This is a genomic window from Paenibacillus sp. P3E (assembly GCF_001909045.1).
Classification (GTDB): domain Bacteria; phylum Bacillota; class Bacilli; order Paenibacillales; family Paenibacillaceae; genus Paenibacillus_AQ; species Paenibacillus_AQ helianthi.
In genome coordinates this window covers 75,834-91,403 of record NZ_LVWH01000209.1, presented here as the reverse complement: position 1 = coordinate 91,403, position 15,570 = coordinate 75,834, and the positions used below count along the sequence as shown (strand labels likewise).

The 15,570-nt window shown below is 51.0% G+C and carries 14 protein-coding genes and 1 other RNA gene; 13 read left to right on the top strand and 2 right to left on the bottom strand.

Annotation, left to right across the window (positions count from 1 at the left end; all coding sequences use genetic code 11):
- Positions 1–146: 146 nt before the first annotated feature.
- The 7 genes from A3842_RS26550 to rnpB all read left to right on the top strand — a co-directional run bounded on the left by A3842_RS26550 (position 147) and on the right by rnpB (position 6,916).
- Positions 147–620 (top strand): YaiI/YqxD family protein, encoded by a 474-nt coding sequence (locus A3842_RS26550; RefSeq protein ID WP_074085758.1) that lies wholly within the window; start codon positions 147–149, stop codon positions 618–620.
- Positions 621–644: 24 nt separating this feature from the next.
- Entirely contained in the window at positions 645–2,480 is a 1,836-nt protein-coding gene (gene dnaG / locus A3842_RS26545) for a DNA primase (protein WP_256701879.1), read from the top strand.
- A 40-nt stretch (positions 2,481–2,520) separates the two neighbouring features.
- The gene (rpoD, locus tag A3842_RS26540) at positions 2,521–3,654 is read left to right on the top strand and encodes an RNA polymerase sigma factor RpoD (protein ID WP_036683799.1); all 1,134 of its coding nucleotides are present in this window, start codon (positions 2,521–2,523) and stop codon (positions 3,652–3,654) included.
- Positions 3,655–3,751: 97 nt separating this feature from the next.
- The gene (locus A3842_RS26535; protein WP_074103297.1) at positions 3,752–4,576 is read left to right on the top strand and encodes a hypothetical protein; all 825 of its coding nucleotides are present in this window, start codon (positions 3,752–3,754) and stop codon (positions 4,574–4,576) included.
- Entirely contained in the window at positions 4,573–5,349 is a 777-nt protein-coding gene (locus tag A3842_RS26530) for a tRNA (adenine(22)-N(1))-methyltransferase (protein WP_074103296.1), read from the top strand. Before A3842_RS26535 ends, A3842_RS26530 begins: the two co-directional genes overlap by 4 nt.
- On the top strand, positions 5,325–6,440 hold the full coding sequence (locus tag A3842_RS26525; protein ID WP_074103295.1) for a Nif3-like dinuclear metal center hexameric protein: 1,116 nt from the start codon (positions 5,325–5,327) through the stop codon (positions 6,438–6,440). The genes A3842_RS26530 and A3842_RS26525 overlap by 25 nt, the downstream gene beginning before the upstream one ends.
- Before the next feature lie 62 nt (positions 6,441–6,502).
- Positions 6,503–6,916, top strand: an RNA gene (gene rnpB, locus A3842_RS26520) — RNase P RNA component class A.
- Between the two features lie 113 nt (positions 6,917–7,029).
- Here rnpB and A3842_RS26515 read toward each other — a convergent pair.
- Positions 7,030–8,265 carry an aminotransferase-like domain-containing protein gene (locus tag A3842_RS26515; RefSeq protein WP_074103294.1) on the bottom strand — a complete coding sequence of 412 codons (1,236 nt, stop codon included), beginning with the start codon at positions 8,263–8,265 and terminating at the stop codon, positions 7,030–7,032.
- A gap of 97 nt (positions 8,266–8,362) precedes the next feature.
- Between A3842_RS26515 and pdxR the strand changes: the two genes are divergently transcribed.
- Positions 8,363–9,802, top strand: coding sequence for a MocR-like pyridoxine biosynthesis transcription factor PdxR (gene pdxR, locus A3842_RS26510; protein WP_074103293.1), 1,440 nt, complete (start codon positions 8,363–8,365; stop codon positions 9,800–9,802).
- Here pdxR and A3842_RS26505 read toward each other — a convergent pair.
- Complete coding sequence (locus tag A3842_RS26505; RefSeq protein ID WP_074103292.1) at positions 9,799–11,682, bottom strand: S8 family peptidase; 1,884 nt, start codon at positions 11,680–11,682, stop codon at positions 9,799–9,801. The genes pdxR and A3842_RS26505 overlap by 4 nt on opposite strands.
- Before the next feature lie 203 nt (positions 11,683–11,885).
- On the opposite strand from A3842_RS26505, the gene A3842_RS26500 reads away from it, so the two are divergent.
- The 5 genes from A3842_RS26500 (at position 11,886) to A3842_RS26480 (ending at position 15,510) form a co-directional block, all read left to right on the top strand.
- A complete protein-coding gene (locus A3842_RS26500) occupies positions 11,886–12,383 on the top strand; it encodes a YpuI family protein (RefSeq protein ID WP_074085684.1) in 498 nt (165 codons plus the stop codon).
- A gap of 41 nt (positions 12,384–12,424) precedes the next feature.
- Positions 12,425–12,904 (top strand): DUF1540 domain-containing protein, encoded by a 480-nt coding sequence (locus A3842_RS33635; protein ID WP_305953402.1) that lies wholly within the window; start codon positions 12,425–12,427, stop codon positions 12,902–12,904.
- A gap of 12 nt (positions 12,905–12,916) precedes the next feature.
- On the top strand, positions 12,917–13,327 hold the full coding sequence (locus tag A3842_RS26490; RefSeq protein ID WP_074103291.1) for a hypothetical protein: 411 nt from the start codon (positions 12,917–12,919) through the stop codon (positions 13,325–13,327).
- A gap of 138 nt (positions 13,328–13,465) precedes the next feature.
- Positions 13,466–14,227: a lytic transglycosylase domain-containing protein gene (locus A3842_RS26485; protein WP_483874426.1), complete on the top strand. Its 762-nt coding sequence runs from the start codon at positions 13,466–13,468 to the stop codon at positions 14,225–14,227.
- 131 nt (positions 14,228–14,358) lie between these two features.
- Positions 14,359–15,510 (top strand): cysteine desulfurase family protein, encoded by a 1,152-nt coding sequence (locus tag A3842_RS26480; protein WP_074103289.1) that lies wholly within the window; start codon positions 14,359–14,361, stop codon positions 15,508–15,510.
- Positions 15,511–15,570 lie beyond the last annotated feature (60 nt).

The window sequence follows — 15,570 nt, the reverse complement described above, 5'->3', positions numbered from 1 at the left end:
TTATGGTATAGATCGATGGTTTGGGGGATAAATATACGGAACGGTGCCAATGCGTAAGTTGACATCCGTTCCGTATTTATGCTTTTCAAAGCAGGATTTCTGTTCGGCAAAGCGTATATATATTACACGGGAAATTGGTGATGCTCATGGAAGGTTCCCAGGAAAGAAAGATCGTAGTTGACGGGGATGCTTGTCCGGTGAAGCAAGAAATCATTACGGTCGCCCGAAGCTTCAGGATCCCGGTAATCATGGTCTCATCCTACGATCATGTGCTTAAGGGTGAAGAGGGCGTCTCCATCGTTCAGGTGGACCGCGGGGCAGATAGCGCCGACCTGTATATCGCCAACCATATTTCTGCAGGAGACATTGTCGTTACGCAGGATTTTGGCCTTGCTGCACTTGCGCTTGGCAAACGCTGCAGGGTTTTGTCTAACCGCGGACAGGAATATGACGATTCCACAATGGATTTTATGCTGGAGGGCAGGCATGCCAGGGCCGTGGAGCGCCGACGGGGACACTATTCCAAGGGACCTAAAGCGATCACTACGGAAGAAAAAATTTATTTTCAACATAAACTGACAAAACTTTTAACACTTTTGCAGGAGAATGTACAGCTATAGCGAATTATATTTACTTGTTAAGAGATGAAGGTGGTTGAAGTGGCTAGCGGACAAGGTAATATTCCGGAAGAGGTTATCGAGAGTGTGCTCGCACGGCATGACATTGTCGATACAGTCGGTAAGGTTGTTCATTTGTCCAAGCAGGGGAAATATTTATGGGGCCTCTGCCCGTTTCATTCGGAGAAAACTCCTTCCTTCACTGTAACCCCTGATAGGGGTGTCTTTCATTGCTTTGGCTGCGGTATGGGTGGAAATGCCATCAAATTCAGGATGGAAATCGAAGGATTATCCTTCCCCGAAGCAGTTCGAATCATGGCGGAAGAAAGCGATATATCTGTTCCCGAAGGAGCAGGGGGGATTCAGTCTCCTCCTGACCCTGAGCGTGACCGGCTGATTCAGGCCTATGAGCTGTCGGCAAAATTTTATCATTTTCTGCTGAAGAATACGGAATACGGCACTGCCGCCATGGATTATTTGAGATCCCGGGGCTTCAGCGACAAAATGATCGACCAGTTCCAAATCGGCTACGCACCGGACCGCTGGGATACACTGCTGCAGTTCCTCGAGAAAAGAAATTTTGATCTCGCTGAGATGGAAAAGGGCGGACTGCTGTCTGCCAGAGGCGAGGGGAAAGGGTACGTTGACCGCTTCCGCGGACGTGTCATTTTTCCGATTGCCAACCGCACAGGGAAGGTAATTGCTTTTGCCGGAAGAATTCTCGGAGAGGGTCAGCCGAAATATTTGAATTCCCCGGAGAGCAGATTATTTAACAAAAGCCGGATTCTGTACAATTTGCACCAATCCAAAGCATCCATCCGCAAAACGCGGCAAATCGTCCTTTTTGAAGGCTACGGGGATGTCATTTCGGCTTGGGAAGCAGGTGTGCATAACGGCGTAGCTACCATGGGCACCTCACTTACAGATGGGCATGTGGCGTTGATGAAGAGCCTGGGTGATGAAATTGTTCTGGCGTATGACGGCGACAAGGCGGGACAAGCTGCTGCGATTAAGGCGATCCCGATGCTGGAGGACAATGGCCTGCGGGTAAAGGTTGCCGTGCTTCCGAGCGGACTCGATCCCGATGAGTTCATCTCCCGTCATGGCGGAGAGCGTTTCAAGGATCAAGTCATTGATTCAGCGGTCTCATCGATTAAATTTAAGCTTATATATCTGAAAAAAAACCATATACTCCTAGAGGAAGACGGCAAAATTGCCTATGTCAAGGAGGCACTGGAGATTATTGCATCACTGCATTCCTCCACAGAGCGCGAGGTCTACCTGCGTGAAATCTCCTCTGAGCTGGAGCTGTCATATGATAGCTTGAAGCAGGACTGCAATTTACTTCGGGCTTCGATGCAAAAAAACATCCCCGAAGGGGATAATAACGACAAAAGGTGGAATAATGGTAGGCATAAAAAAGGGCAAGTGCAAACACCGACTTTGCTGCCGGCTTACCATGTTGCCGAAAGGCGCCTGCTGTCTTTGATGATACAGGACCCGGAAGCTGCCGCATATGTAGGCGAACGCCTCGGAGAAGAGTTCAACATCGATGATCATGCGGCAATAGCCGCTTATCTATATGCCTATTACGCGCAAGGCAAACCACCCGGCATCAGCCGGTTTCTATCATCACTTCAGGATGACCGTCTGGAAAAGACTGCAACAGCCATTTCCATGATGGACACTCCTCCGGACTGGAATACGCAGGTCCTGGATGATTGTATCCGTGAAGTGCGGAAGTACCCCGTGCAACGCGGGATGGAACAGAAGCGTGAAGAGATGATTCAGGCTGAGAAATCAGGCGACTTTTTGCGTGCGGCACAAATTGCAAGTGAGATTATAGCCCTAGAGAGACAATGAGCAGTTGACAGGATGTACCTAGGGAGGAGGGAGTCGAATTATGGCGAACGATCAGCACACTGAACTGGAAGCGGAATTTACTCTGGATCAGGTGAAGGACCAGCTTATTGAGCAAGGCAAGAAAAGATCATCATTGAACTACAAAGATATTATGGAGAAATTGTCGCCGTTTGATCAGGACCCCGAGCAAATGGAGGAGTTCTACGAGCAACTGAGTGATTTGGGTATCGAGGTTGTGAATGAGAATGACGAAGAGGTGAACAGCCTCCGTCCAAGTGAGGATAATGAGGACAAAGACAGCGATGATTTCAGCTTCGACGACGATTTGTCACTCCCGCCCGGAATTAAGATTAATGACCCGGTCCGGATGTATCTGAAGGAAATTGGACGGGTGCCGCTGTTGTCGGCTGACGACGAGGTAGAACTGGCGATGAGAATCAAAAACGGGGATGAGGAAGCGAAACGCCGTCTGGCTGAAGCGAACCTGCGTCTCGTAGTTAGTATCGCCAAACGGTATGTCGGACGCGGAATGCTGTTCCTGGACCTGATTCAGGAAGGCAATATGGGTCTGATCAAAGCCGTTGAGAAGTTTGACCATAACAAAGGATTCAAATTCAGTACGTACGCGACCTGGTGGATTCGTCAGGCTATCACACGGGCGATTGCAGACCAGGCCCGTACGATCCGTATTCCGGTACACATGGTAGAAACCATTAACAAGCTGATCCGGGTATCCCGTCAGCTGCTGCAGGAGCTTGGACGTGAGCCGTCGCCGGAAGAAATTGCCGCCGAGATGGAACTGACAGTTGAAAAGGTCAGAGAAATTATGAAGATTGCCCAGGAGCCGGTATCGCTGGAAACACCGATTGGTGAAGAGGATGATTCGCATTTGGGTGATTTCATCGAGGATCAGGAGGCCCTTGCGCCTGCGGATGCGGCTGCTTATGAACTGCTGAAGGAACAGCTGGAGGATGTGCTGGACACGCTAACCGAGCGTGAAGAGAATGTGCTTCGTCTGCGTTTTGGCCTGGATGACGGACGGACGAGAACGCTCGAGGAAGTCGGCAAAGTGTTCGGCGTTACCCGTGAGCGGATTCGCCAGATTGAGGCGAAGGCCTTGCGTAAGCTTCGCCATCCGAGCCGCAGCAAACGTCTTAAGGATTTCCTCGAATAGTTGTTATGAACCGACCTTCTGCTGCACGGTGGCAGGAGGTCTTTTATCTTGAATAGAAGCAAGTGCCAGAGTCAAGGTCCGAAAGAGGGTTGAGCCGTTGAACTTGGAAAAACGTGAAATTATTTTAAGAGAAATTCAGTACTGGAGAAGAAGTAAAGTGTTGCCGGAGCAGTATTGTGATTTCCTGACCAACCTCTATGATGATGAGGCAGAGGCGAAGGACAGCAATCCGATTTCATTCCGCAATCTTCAGCAGGGAAGCATCAAAATTTGGCTGTTTGGTTTTGGAATTATTTCCTTGATTTTCTTGATTAGTCTTTATTTTAGCGTTTTTCCCTGGCCTTTGCAACTTGCAACAGCACTCTGTGTCCTAATTGTTTGTTATGGCTACTCCGCCATTTACCGGGACCGGAACAACATGATCAGTCTCATGCTCGCAGGGATAGGCAGCATATTAACGCTGGGATTCGGATTATGGCTGATTGCACTACATAACCTGGACCCGGACTTCTGGAGGCCTTTGCTGATTGCAGGCTGCGGACTGCTGTGGGTCGTTCTTGGTTTTCTCCTCCGCATTAGCCTTTTGCATTTTTGCGGCTTTGCTTTCTGGACCCTGCTCTATGCCGGATTCTTCGGTCAGGTGCGTCCGGATGCCTCTATTCTTGAACTGGAGCTGCTGTATCTGCCGCTGTGTGTGCTTATGGTATGGCTGAGCTGGCTGCTGCATCACCGGGTGAATGGTGTTTCAGGAGTCTACCTGGGCGTTGGTGTTTTGCTGTGGATTATGCCTGAGATCGACGCATTGCTGCTGAGACCTGATTTTCCACAGTGGGTTTCGCTAATACTGATATTGAAGATCGCGGCAGGTCTTGCTCTGCTGTTTATATTTCGTAAAAAATGGATACCGTGGGTGACTTCATGAATAACAATAAATTATCAAGACGGCTTCAGGTTGTACTGGAGCAAATTCCGCAGGGCAGCGTGGTCGCCGATATCGGATCGGATCATGCGCTTTTGCCTGTAGCGGCTGTTGGGAGCGGACGGGTACGGTCTGCTATTGCAGGAGAGGTGAACCCGGGGCCGTTTGAAGCTGCCCGAAGAGGGGTTGCAGAGGCCGGACTCGGGAAGGCGATTGCCGTACGACATGGGGATGGGCTTGAGGTACTGGAGCCTGGAGAAGTGGATTGCATTACCATAGCAGGTATGGGGGGAGCCCTCATTGCTTCGATCCTGGATCGTGGGTTGAACCTTGGCAGGCTGGAAGGTGTCAAAACCCTCGCGCTGCAGCCGAATGTGGGAGAGGATATTCTCCGCCGCTGGCTTTTGAACCACGGGTGGGTACTTACCGCCGAGCATATTCTGGAGGAAGACGGCAAGATCTATGAAATTCTGACGGCAGTGAGGGAAGCGGCGGCTGCCGGAATTACGAATGAACAGCTGTACCAGGAGCTTAGGTTGTCTTCCGGTGTGGTATGTGACCGTGAGCTGCTGCTGGAGATGGGACCTTGGCTGCTTCAGGCGCCCAATGAAGCCTTCTTCGCCAAGTGGCAAGGGGAGATTGATAAGCTCGAAGGTATTCTAACTTCTCTGTCACGCTCAGAGCTTGAATCTGCAGAGGAGAAACGCGGCAAGATCAAAGCACAGATCAGACGAATTACGGAGGTGCTGGAATGTTTGCCAAAGGCCAAACGGTAATCGGTTATATGGAGCAGCTTGCTCCCAAACATCTGGCGGAGGAATGGGATAACGTAGGCCTCCAGCTGGGATCTCTGCAAAAGGAAATTACCGGCGTCCTTGTGGCGCTTGATGTGAATGAAACCGTTGTGGACGAGGCTATCGTCCGGGGTTGCAATCTGATCATCGCCCACCATGCGATTATTTTCCGCCCAATCAAGGGAATTCAGACCGATACTCCAATGGGTAGGCTCTATGAGAAGCTGATCAAAAATGATATTGCCGTCTATATTAGCCATACGAATCTGGATGTGGCAGAAGGCGGCATGAATGATTGGATGGCTGAAGCTCTCGGCATTCAGGAAGGTTCTCCGATCAAGGATATCCATACTGAACAGTTGTCCAAGCTGGTGGTCTTCGTGCCAAAGGATCATCACCAGAAGGTGCTGGATGCCATCCTGAATGCCGGTGCCGGCTGGATTGGCAATTACAGCCACTGCAGCTTCAATATTGAAGGGTACGGCACGTTCATCCCGAGAGAAGGCTCTGATCCGTTCCTTGGGGAGCAGGGCAAGCTGGAGCATGCGGAGGAAATCCGCATTGAAACGATTGTGCCCCTGCCCATCCGGAACAAAGTTGTGCAGGCCATGCTGAAGGCCCATCCTTACGAAGAGGTGGCTTATGACCTCTATTCCATGGACCTCAAGGGCCGCAGCTTCGGACTGGGCCGGGTCGGGAAGCTTAAGGAGCCGACAACGTTAGGCCAATTCATTGAAACGGTCAAAAGCGGACTACAGGTGGACCATGTGCGCGTCGTCGGCGACTTGAACCGCCCCATCCGTAAAGCTGCCGTAATGGGGGGCTCCGGGGCAAAGTATTACAACAGTGCCATCTTCAAAGGAGCAGATGTGCTGGTGACTGGAGACATTGACTATCATACAGCCCAGGACGCTGCTCTGGCAGGTATCGCCCTGATTGATCCGGGACATAATGCAGAGAAGATTATGAAAGTGAAGGTAGCCGAATGGATGACGGGCAAGCTGACTGAGCATAAATATGATACAGCTGTGCATGTCTCTCAAGTGAACACGGAGCCTTTTGCATTCCTGTAAAACCACATTTTTACACTTGTGCGCCAAGGTGCAAGTCTGTATAATATACAATGTTGTTCAGGAAAGTTTGACAGACAATCGCCGGTGCGCGTGAAGACGCCGCGGGAGGAAAGTCCGGGCTCCACAAGGCAGGGTGCTGGATAACGTCCAGTCGGCGCGAGCCGAAGGATAGTGCCACAGAAATGGACCGCCGATGGCCGCTTTCGGGCGGCACAGGCAAGGATGGAACCGAGGTGTAAGAGACCCCGAGGAACGCTGGTGACTTCGTTCCTGGTAAACCCCATCTGGAGCAAGACCTAATGAGACGCAGCTTCTCCTTACGGAAGAAGCAGCCTTCGCCTGAGGCGCGTCTAGGTTGGTCGCTGGAGCTGTGCAGTAATGTACGGCCTAGATAGATGATTGTCGCTTATGGTGGGAGGGTAGTTCCCGTTTGAACCACGACGAGCACAGAACCCGGCTTACGGCAAACTTTCCTAACTGACAACTTACAAGTATTGTTGAATTCAACTGGTTTAATCATAAGACAGCGGCCCTCCTCGGAGGGCCGCTTATTTGTATAAATATAGGACTTTATATGCTGAACTGTTGTTTAATCTGCTTGAGCAATCGGCTGCGAGGCTTCTGCACTTTGCCCGTATATGTTCAGGGCTTCATCCAGCCGCTGCACGGCAATTTGCATAAGCTCAGGCGGCGTATGGGTGAAATTGAGCCGCATTGTATTCCTGCGTGGCTGCTCGGAATAGAACACCTCGCCGGGTACAAAAGCTACGCCTTGCCGGACGGCATAAGGAAGCAGCTTAGCAGCGTTAATGTGTTCGGCCAATGTAAGCCACAGGAACATACCGCCCCGCGGCTCAAGAAAATGAGTGCCTTCCCAGCCATGAGATGCCAGCTCACCGGAGAGCAGTTTCATCCGCGAATGGTACTCGCGCGAAATCATGCGGATATGCTCCTCAAGGTCAAAGTTATGCAGCAGTTCGGACAGCGCCCGCTGGTCAATAGCGCTTGAATGCAAATCTGCAGCCTGTTTGGCTTTGGTGATCACTTGGATCAATTCAGGAGGCCCGATGATCCAGCCGGTGCGCAGCCCCGGGGCGACGATTTTGGAGAAGGTTCCTGTGTAGACTACACAGGATTCGCCCTCACCGCTTCGATCAATCGCTGCAAGAGTAGGAGGGTATGCGCCTTGAGCATCATCGAAGGTGATTTCCCCATACGGATTGTCTTCAAGAATAAGAACATTGTAGCGCCGGCATAATTCTACTGTCTGTTCGCGGCGTTCCCTGCTCCAGGTGGCACCCGAGGGATTGTTGAAGGTAGGAACGGCATACAACAGCTTGGGCCGCTGGATGCGAAGCTGCTCCTCCAGATGATCCGGGAGCATACCGTGTTCGTCACTCTTGACAGTGTGGATGTCCGCACGGTAAGAGCCAAGCACCTGAAGCGCAGCCAGATAAGTAGGCGCTTCTACAAGCACACTGTCGCCAGGGTCGAGCATAATTTTGCATAGCAGATCCAAAGCCTGCTGCGAGCCTGTAGTCAGAATCATGTCGGAAGCAGACACAGCAATTCCCTGTCCGGTGAGTCTTGCAGCGATTTGTTCACGAAGCGGCAGATAGCCTTCGGTCAAGCCATACTGAAGGGCTGAAGTATCCGCAGCTAGCGCCCTGTTGTAAGCATCCCGGACCGCCTGCATTGGAAATAATTCTTCTCCGGGCAATCCTCCGGCCAGCGATATTATATTTTTACCTTGGGTTACCTTTAGTATTTCACGGACTGCCGAGGAACCCAGGTGTTGTGCCGCAGTTGAAAAATTAATCTTCATAAAAAAATACGCCCCCGCTGCTTTGATTTTGTTGTATCATAACGGCATAGCGGTATAACAGTAAAGCGCTGAATATAACAGTTGGGAGGACGGAAGAATGCATATCGATTTGCTCCGCAGCGGCAGCAAAGCCTTGCCGCAGCAAATCAGTGATACGCTGGCTCAGCGGATCACTTCCGGGCTCCTGCAGCCGGGAACCCGGCTCCCCTCCGTCAGGGGACTGGCAGTTACACTGAAAGTAAGCCAGGTTACGGTGAGCAAAGCCTACGCTGATTTGGAGAAGAGGGGACATATTGTATGCAGCCAGGGCAAAGGCTGCTTTGTAGCGGAGCATGAGCCAAGCGGAGCAGGGAACGGGACACGCTGGCAGGACAGATACGATGATTATTTGCCGCGTGCACAGCTGTGGCGCAATTTTGACTACACCGAGGTGGAATTCCCATTCCATCTGGCAGCGATTCATAGTGAACTGCTTCCTCTCGAGCCGATTGGTTCGACCATGGCAGCATTGGTAACGGGCCAGCCTGAATTGATGGCTTCCTACGGCAATTTTCAGGGTGATCCAGAGCTGCGTGAGATCATGCGCAGGCATTTGCAGCCGCGCGGCATACACATCAGCTCCACCGAGCTGATGATCACCAGTGGAACACAACAGGGGATCGATCTTGTAGCACGGACCTTTGTGGGTCCGGGGGATACTGTATATCTGGAAGCGCCTAGTTATACCGGGGCTATAGATGTTTTTGCCGGAAGAGGAGCGGAGATGATCTTTGTGCCTATGGATCATGAGGGGATGCGGGTGGATGTGCTAACCCGGCTGTGTGATGCCAGGCCGCCCAAACTGATCTATACCAACCCTACCTTTCAGAATCCTAGCGGTGTCACTATGAGCATAACAAGAAGACAGCGGCTGCTGGAGCTTGCCCGCAGCTACCGCTGTCTGATTGTGGAGGACGATCCGTTCAGCGACCTGTATTTCCGCACACCGCCTCCCCCTTCAATCAAGTCAATGGATGAGGACGGGCATGTAGTATATATGAAAAGCTTCAGCAAAGTCATTGCCCCGGGCTGCCGGATCGCCTGTGTGGCTGCTGAGGGGAACATTCTGTCCAGGCTGATCGCTGCCAAGTCGGCCAGTGATCTGGGAAGTCCTCTGCTTACGCAGGGGGCTATACTCCCGTTCATTGCCCATAAATATGAGGATTATGCCCGCAAACTCCGGATTGCCCTCCGGAGACGAATGGAGAAGGCTGCCAAGCTGCTGAAGCAATATGCCCCACCGGGCGTGACATGGGTTCTTCCCGAAGGAGGATTGAATCTTTGGCTGCAGCTTCCTTCCGCATCCGGTATTAAGAAGCTCCATGAGCTGGCGGAGCAGGAGGGCATTTCATTTCTGCCCGGCGATGTGTGTTATGCCGGTGATCAGCCTTCAAGACATATCCGCTTGTGCTATTCGCAAATGAAGGAAGCGGATATGGAGCGTGGCCTGAAGCTGTTCCTTATTTTGCTGGACAAGCATCTCCGTTCTTCGGATTAATGATTTTCGAGACTCTGCCGGAGACTGTTGAGCTGGCGGCCGACACGTTGCGGGAACAGCTGAAGCGGAACCTCGCCTCCCGCAGCTGCCTGCAGAGTCCTGTAGATATCCACTTGGCCTGAGCCGTAATATTTGTCATGGCCGGGATCACCCAGATCTATGGCGTTTGATGTCATCATTGCCATTACTTCTTTATTGGTCAGAGCCGGGTTCAGGGAACGCACCAGTCCGGCGAGTGCCGCAACATGCGGGCTGGCCATCGAGGTTCCGGACAGTGCCGCATATTGGTTGTCGGGATAAGTGCTCGCAATGCTCTCCCCGGGAGCGGCGACATCAATATATTCCCCGTAATTGGAGAAGGAAGCTCTTTCACCCGTGGCATTTGTTGCAGCAACTGCAAGGACCTCGGGATAGGCGGCAGGAAAACCAGGACGTTCTGTATTGTCATTTCCTGCAGCGGATACAATTACCACATCGCGGTCATAGGCATATTTAATCGCATCATGCAGAAATTGCGAATCGGCATAGTTGCCCAGACTGAGGTTAATCACTTTGGCACCCTTGTCTGCAGCCCAGATGATCCCTTCGGCTACGGAATAGGTAGTGCCTGCACCTGAGTTGTCTAGTGCTTTTACCGGGAGAATCTTATTATACCAGCTGATGCCGGCCACACCTTCTCCGTTATTGGTTAATGCCCCTATAATTCCCGCAACATGTGTGCCGTGACCCACATCATCGTCAGGGGGGGACGTTTTCGTTATGGCATTATATCCGGCAAGCAGTTGGCCTTTGAGGTCCGGATGATTTGCCTGCACCCCGGTATCTACCACCGCGACAATGACATCTTTGCTGCCTTTGGACAGATTCCAGCCCTGTTCAGTTTCGATAGCCGGCAGATTCCACTGGTAAGCGGAAAAAAGTAAATCATTCGGTGTAATTACTGTGGCTTTATTTTCGCTGACGGCATCATTGGTTAAATACATATAGTGAGGTTCCGTATACTGCGGATGCCATTTGTCGTTGAAATAGGTTTTTAACTGGGTATAGTTCATCTTCCCCGAGCGGAAAATGTAGGCGTAACCGAGTTTGCGCGGCTCCTTACTGCGGATATCAGCGGCAATGGTCTGCAGCTGTCCTGCGGTAGGGTGACCATTTTTGAAGCGGACGACAATCTCATTTTCGTAATAATGGCTGGCATTCTCGTTGTCATGGCCAGTTTTGACGGTGAGATCCTTCAGAGTATCGGCGTGGACTGATTCGACGCGGTACTTGCCTTCCTTCGGATAGGGGATTAGCCGCAGATTCTTGAGCTGGTGCTCAGCCACCTTATCCAGGATCCTTTGATGAATCAGGGCGATGACCCCATAACGGCCTTGCTGATCGCGCTGGGCGGTGAAATAATATTTTTTATTGCCGATAATAAAAGAAGGGGATTCATAAGCCTGATGCCCCTTGATTGCGGCTTTTGCAGTATTCAGATACTTCAGTAGCTGTTTGTTTTCCTGGTCGCTTCCCTCTGGAAAGGATGATTTAAAGGTACTGGTCTGCTTCGTTTGGAAATCAATCCACATCAGCATGGTGATATGGCCGTGTCCCTGCTGTAGACGTTTGGCATATGCTGAAATATCCTCGGGCGTTTTGCCATTCGTCTCGAGGAGCATCGTTCTCAGATGCTTGCTGACATCTACACGGTTCAAGCGGTCAGTGGCGATGACATCCTGAGTAAGTGCGGCCTTCTTAATCGTTTTTTCCTGTGAAGGATTAGGCACAGAGGCCTGCCCCGGCTTAGGCTCTCCATCGGAACGAAATGTGAACGTTAGAACTGCTATGGTAAAAGCGGCGGTGACCAGACCGGCAAGCATTACATTTTTGCGTGACATATTTTCCGCTCCTTCATGGAATCGTAATAGCTGTAGGTTTAGGAGTGAACACAGGTTTTATGCATTGCAGAAAAGGATACCGTCGTCCAAGGATTTATGTTAATATCAGAAAGTAAGTGCTTACTAAGTAAAACACTTGGAAAAACCTCGCTTAATTTAATTCAACTTTCATGAGCCAGGAATAATAAGGGGGAGCAATCGCCATGTCAGCAGCCAATGTGCAGAAACTGTGTGAAACGACGAGAGAAAAGCTTAAATCCGTAATCGGAAAAATGGAATTATTCCTGAATCAGCATGCGCTGCCGCAACTGGCTACAGAGGAAGATGAGGAAACGCTGCTCTTTTATCAAGGCTTTTTGTCCGATCTCCGCCATTTGTTGGTGTTCTCGGAAATGTCATATGAGAAGCTTGGGGTTGCTTTGCGGCGTGCCACATTCGATGAAGCCTTTGCGCAAAAAGCGCTATATAACGTATATCATTTTGGGGTAAACAACTTCTTTTATCCCAAGAATGAAAGCTATTCCGAAGATGGGCGTTATGCCTATACTGGCCAAGATGCCATCCGTTTCCGGAAAAAGCCGGTTCGTCCGGCCCGCGACATTATTATGGATATCACCAAGGTTTACGAAGAACTGCGGGATGACCTAAGCTACTATGAAAATGATTATTTGACCGAGAAACGCATGCAGAATCAGGTATAGCCTGAGCTGAATAGTCCCGGTACAACTGGACCGCATTTGCCATGGATATGGCAGATGCGGTCTTTTTTGCGTGCCCCGGCATGGGCGATAACTTGGCGGTGAAAGTCCGCTACAGGCTTGGCAGTAGGGGTGGCAGGCTTACCAATGGGGAAACTGAAACGGCTTCCGTCCTTATAAAAATTTCTATGCCGTTTCCACTTGATTGTTGGCGGAAGCTGGGGGGCGTGTGTTCATTTGGAAACCCTTTTTACAGGATAGGTGTGGCCTTCCGCGGACATAATGAAGCCGAGGTGATAACGATGACAACCGCCAAACCACTTGTGAAATGCAGTGTGAGCAACTGTAATTATTGGGGAGAACAGAACCTGTGCCGCGCAGATCAAATTTTGATCGAAATCGACAAACATTCGGGCAGTGCTTATCTGGAAGAGTATGCCGAAGAAATGACTGACAAGGGCCATCACGATCATGCGTCTACTTCTTCTGCCACCTGTTGTCTGACGTTCAAGCCGAAGGATTAGGAGGGCACCGCCATGGACAAGCGTAGTGATGATTCCAGTCTGGACCGTGATTCACGCCAAAAAATAATTCTGCGTCCGCGGAGGATGGATTATCCCCGGCGGGACAGGGCCCTAAATGAAGAATATGCAGCCGAGATCAACCCGTTGCCGGCTCATGTGCACAGAGGGCATATTACCGGGGCAGATGCAGAAGAAGCCAAAAAGGAAGACGGAACAAACACGGGGAGCCGTACGATAGGGTATGTCGGCTTGGGGTTTGGGATCGTTTCCTTATTTATCTGGTCTATTATTTTGGGACCCATTGCAGCAGTCCTTGGCTATTATGCCTATGCCAGGGGGCAAAAAACTGCAGGGGCGTGGGCCATGGGGCTGGGAATTGTATCCACACTCAGCTATTTTATTATGATTCCTTTTGCCCGTTAGCCGTATAATCCAATGTAAGAAGGGAATCGAAACAGGCTTTAAGACCTATCTATGCGGGTCTGAAGTCTGTTTTTTCGTGTCGGCATATAGCAATTACAGCGGAGAAATTGTAAAATAAAGGCGTATTTTAGAATTGAAATGAGAACCTTAACATATAAAACAACCTTGAAAGAAGGAATGCTCAGAATGGTGATTAATGCCGCAGCAACAGGAAGCGGAACCGGCCAGCTGAAATGGATCGATTTACGAAGCTCTTCCCAGGTTAAAAATGTGATGGTCAAAAATAAATCGGCAGCTTCGGGCAGCTCATCCGCAGAATTTGCGGCTCTCCTGCAGGAGAGTGCACTCAAGAATACCAGCGGGGACACCGGCAATGCGCTGGCCTCAATGGACAGTTCATCCTTAAACGGGCTGTTGTGGCAGCAAATTGGCGGGGGAGGAGAAGCCTATAACTCCATTTCCGGGGAAATAACGGAGACGAAACCTACAGATTATGAAGACCTGATTCAAACCGCGAGTGCGAAATACGGCGTTCCTGTTGATCTGATCAAAGCGGTTATTGATACAGAATCCTCTTTTAATCCTCATGTTGTATCTTCAGCCGGAGCCAAAGGGCTGATGCAGCTAATGGATGGAACGGCAAACGGACTGGGTGTATCAGATCCTTTTGACCCGGCTCAGAGCATCGACGGTGGGGTACGCTATTTATCCTATCAATTGAAACGGTATAACGGGCAGGAGAACATGGCGCTTGCCGCTTATAATGCCGGTCCGGGTCGTGTGAACAAGCTGGGTGTTAACAATGACCTGGAGCTGTTGGCCAATCTGTCGCAGCTTCCAAAGGAAACCCAGGCTTATATCACCAAAATAGAACGCGCCCGCGCGAAATACGCGGTATAATAAAAAGGATCAAACGGGTTACCCTTAGACCACAGTGGTGGCAAAGGACCGTTTGATCCTTTTTCGCCCTAGATGGGTTGCAGGAGATTCCTGCACGCTGCCAAGAAAGACACAAAGGAGACCTTCAATATATGCTTTATTGGGATTACGCAGCTGCTGCACCTCCTTACGATGAGGTGGTGCAGACCGTAGAACAAATCATGAGGCTGCATTATGCCAACCCCTCTTCCCTGCACCGCGCAGGGGTGGAAGCAGAGCGGCTTATCACCCGTGCGCGGGAAGTGTGTGCAGCTTCACTTGGCGTACAGCCGAATGAAATACTATTTACCTCGGGAGCAACCGAGAGCAATAACCTGGCTATAAAAGGTGCTGCCCTGCAGTATCAGGGCAGGGGGCGTCATATCGTAACAACACAGTTGGAACACCCTTCCGTGTTTGAGAGCTGCCTGCAGCTGCAAGGTCTAGGATGGGAGGTTACTTTTGTCGCGCCAAAAAGCTCGGGAATCGTGGATCCGGCAGCTGTTTCCGCTGCTGTCCGCCTGGATACGGTGCTTGTCAGTGTCATGCATGTCAACAATGAGATTGGAACAGTGCAGCCGCTGCGGGAGATTGGCGAGGGAATCAAAGCTATGAATCGGCGGACCTTGTTCCATGTTGACGGGGTGCAGGGATACGGTAAGCTTGAAACTCAGCTGAAGGAGTGGCAGGCTGATCTGTACAGCTTGTCCCCGCATAAAATTCGCGGACCACGCGGTACAGGTATCCTGGTTGCCAGAGAAGGGTTAACGCTGTTTCCGCTCCTGACGGGAGGCTCTCATGAGAATGGGAACCGTGCCGGAACAGAGAATGTAGCGGGGATTGTGGCTTCAGCCAAGGCTGTGCGAATAAGCGGTGAGAAGCGGGAGGAGCTCAGCAGACGGCTGATTCCGCTTCGTAACCGGCTGCTGCATTTTATCTCAGGTATACCCGAGCTAATTCTGAACAGCAGAGAGGACGGTGCCCCTCATATTGTCCATTTCTCCTATCCGGGCATGAAGGGAGAGGTTCTCGCCCGAAAGCTAGAGGAGCTGGGGATGACCGTCTCGACCCGTTCAGCCTGCTCTTCGCGTCTTGCCGAACCGAGCCGGATCTTGCTGTCGATGGGCCGAGATGTCCCGGCGGCACTTGGCGGTATCCGGATCAGCCTTGGGGATAGCCATACGGAAGCTGATGTTGACAAGCTTGAACAAGCGCTGCTGGCTGCGGTACAGTCATTGAAGAAAGCTGAAGGAGGCATGAAGTAATACATGAAAGAGATAGAGAATGGATACGCGGTTGAACCCAGGGCAGGGATAGTAAGAAGT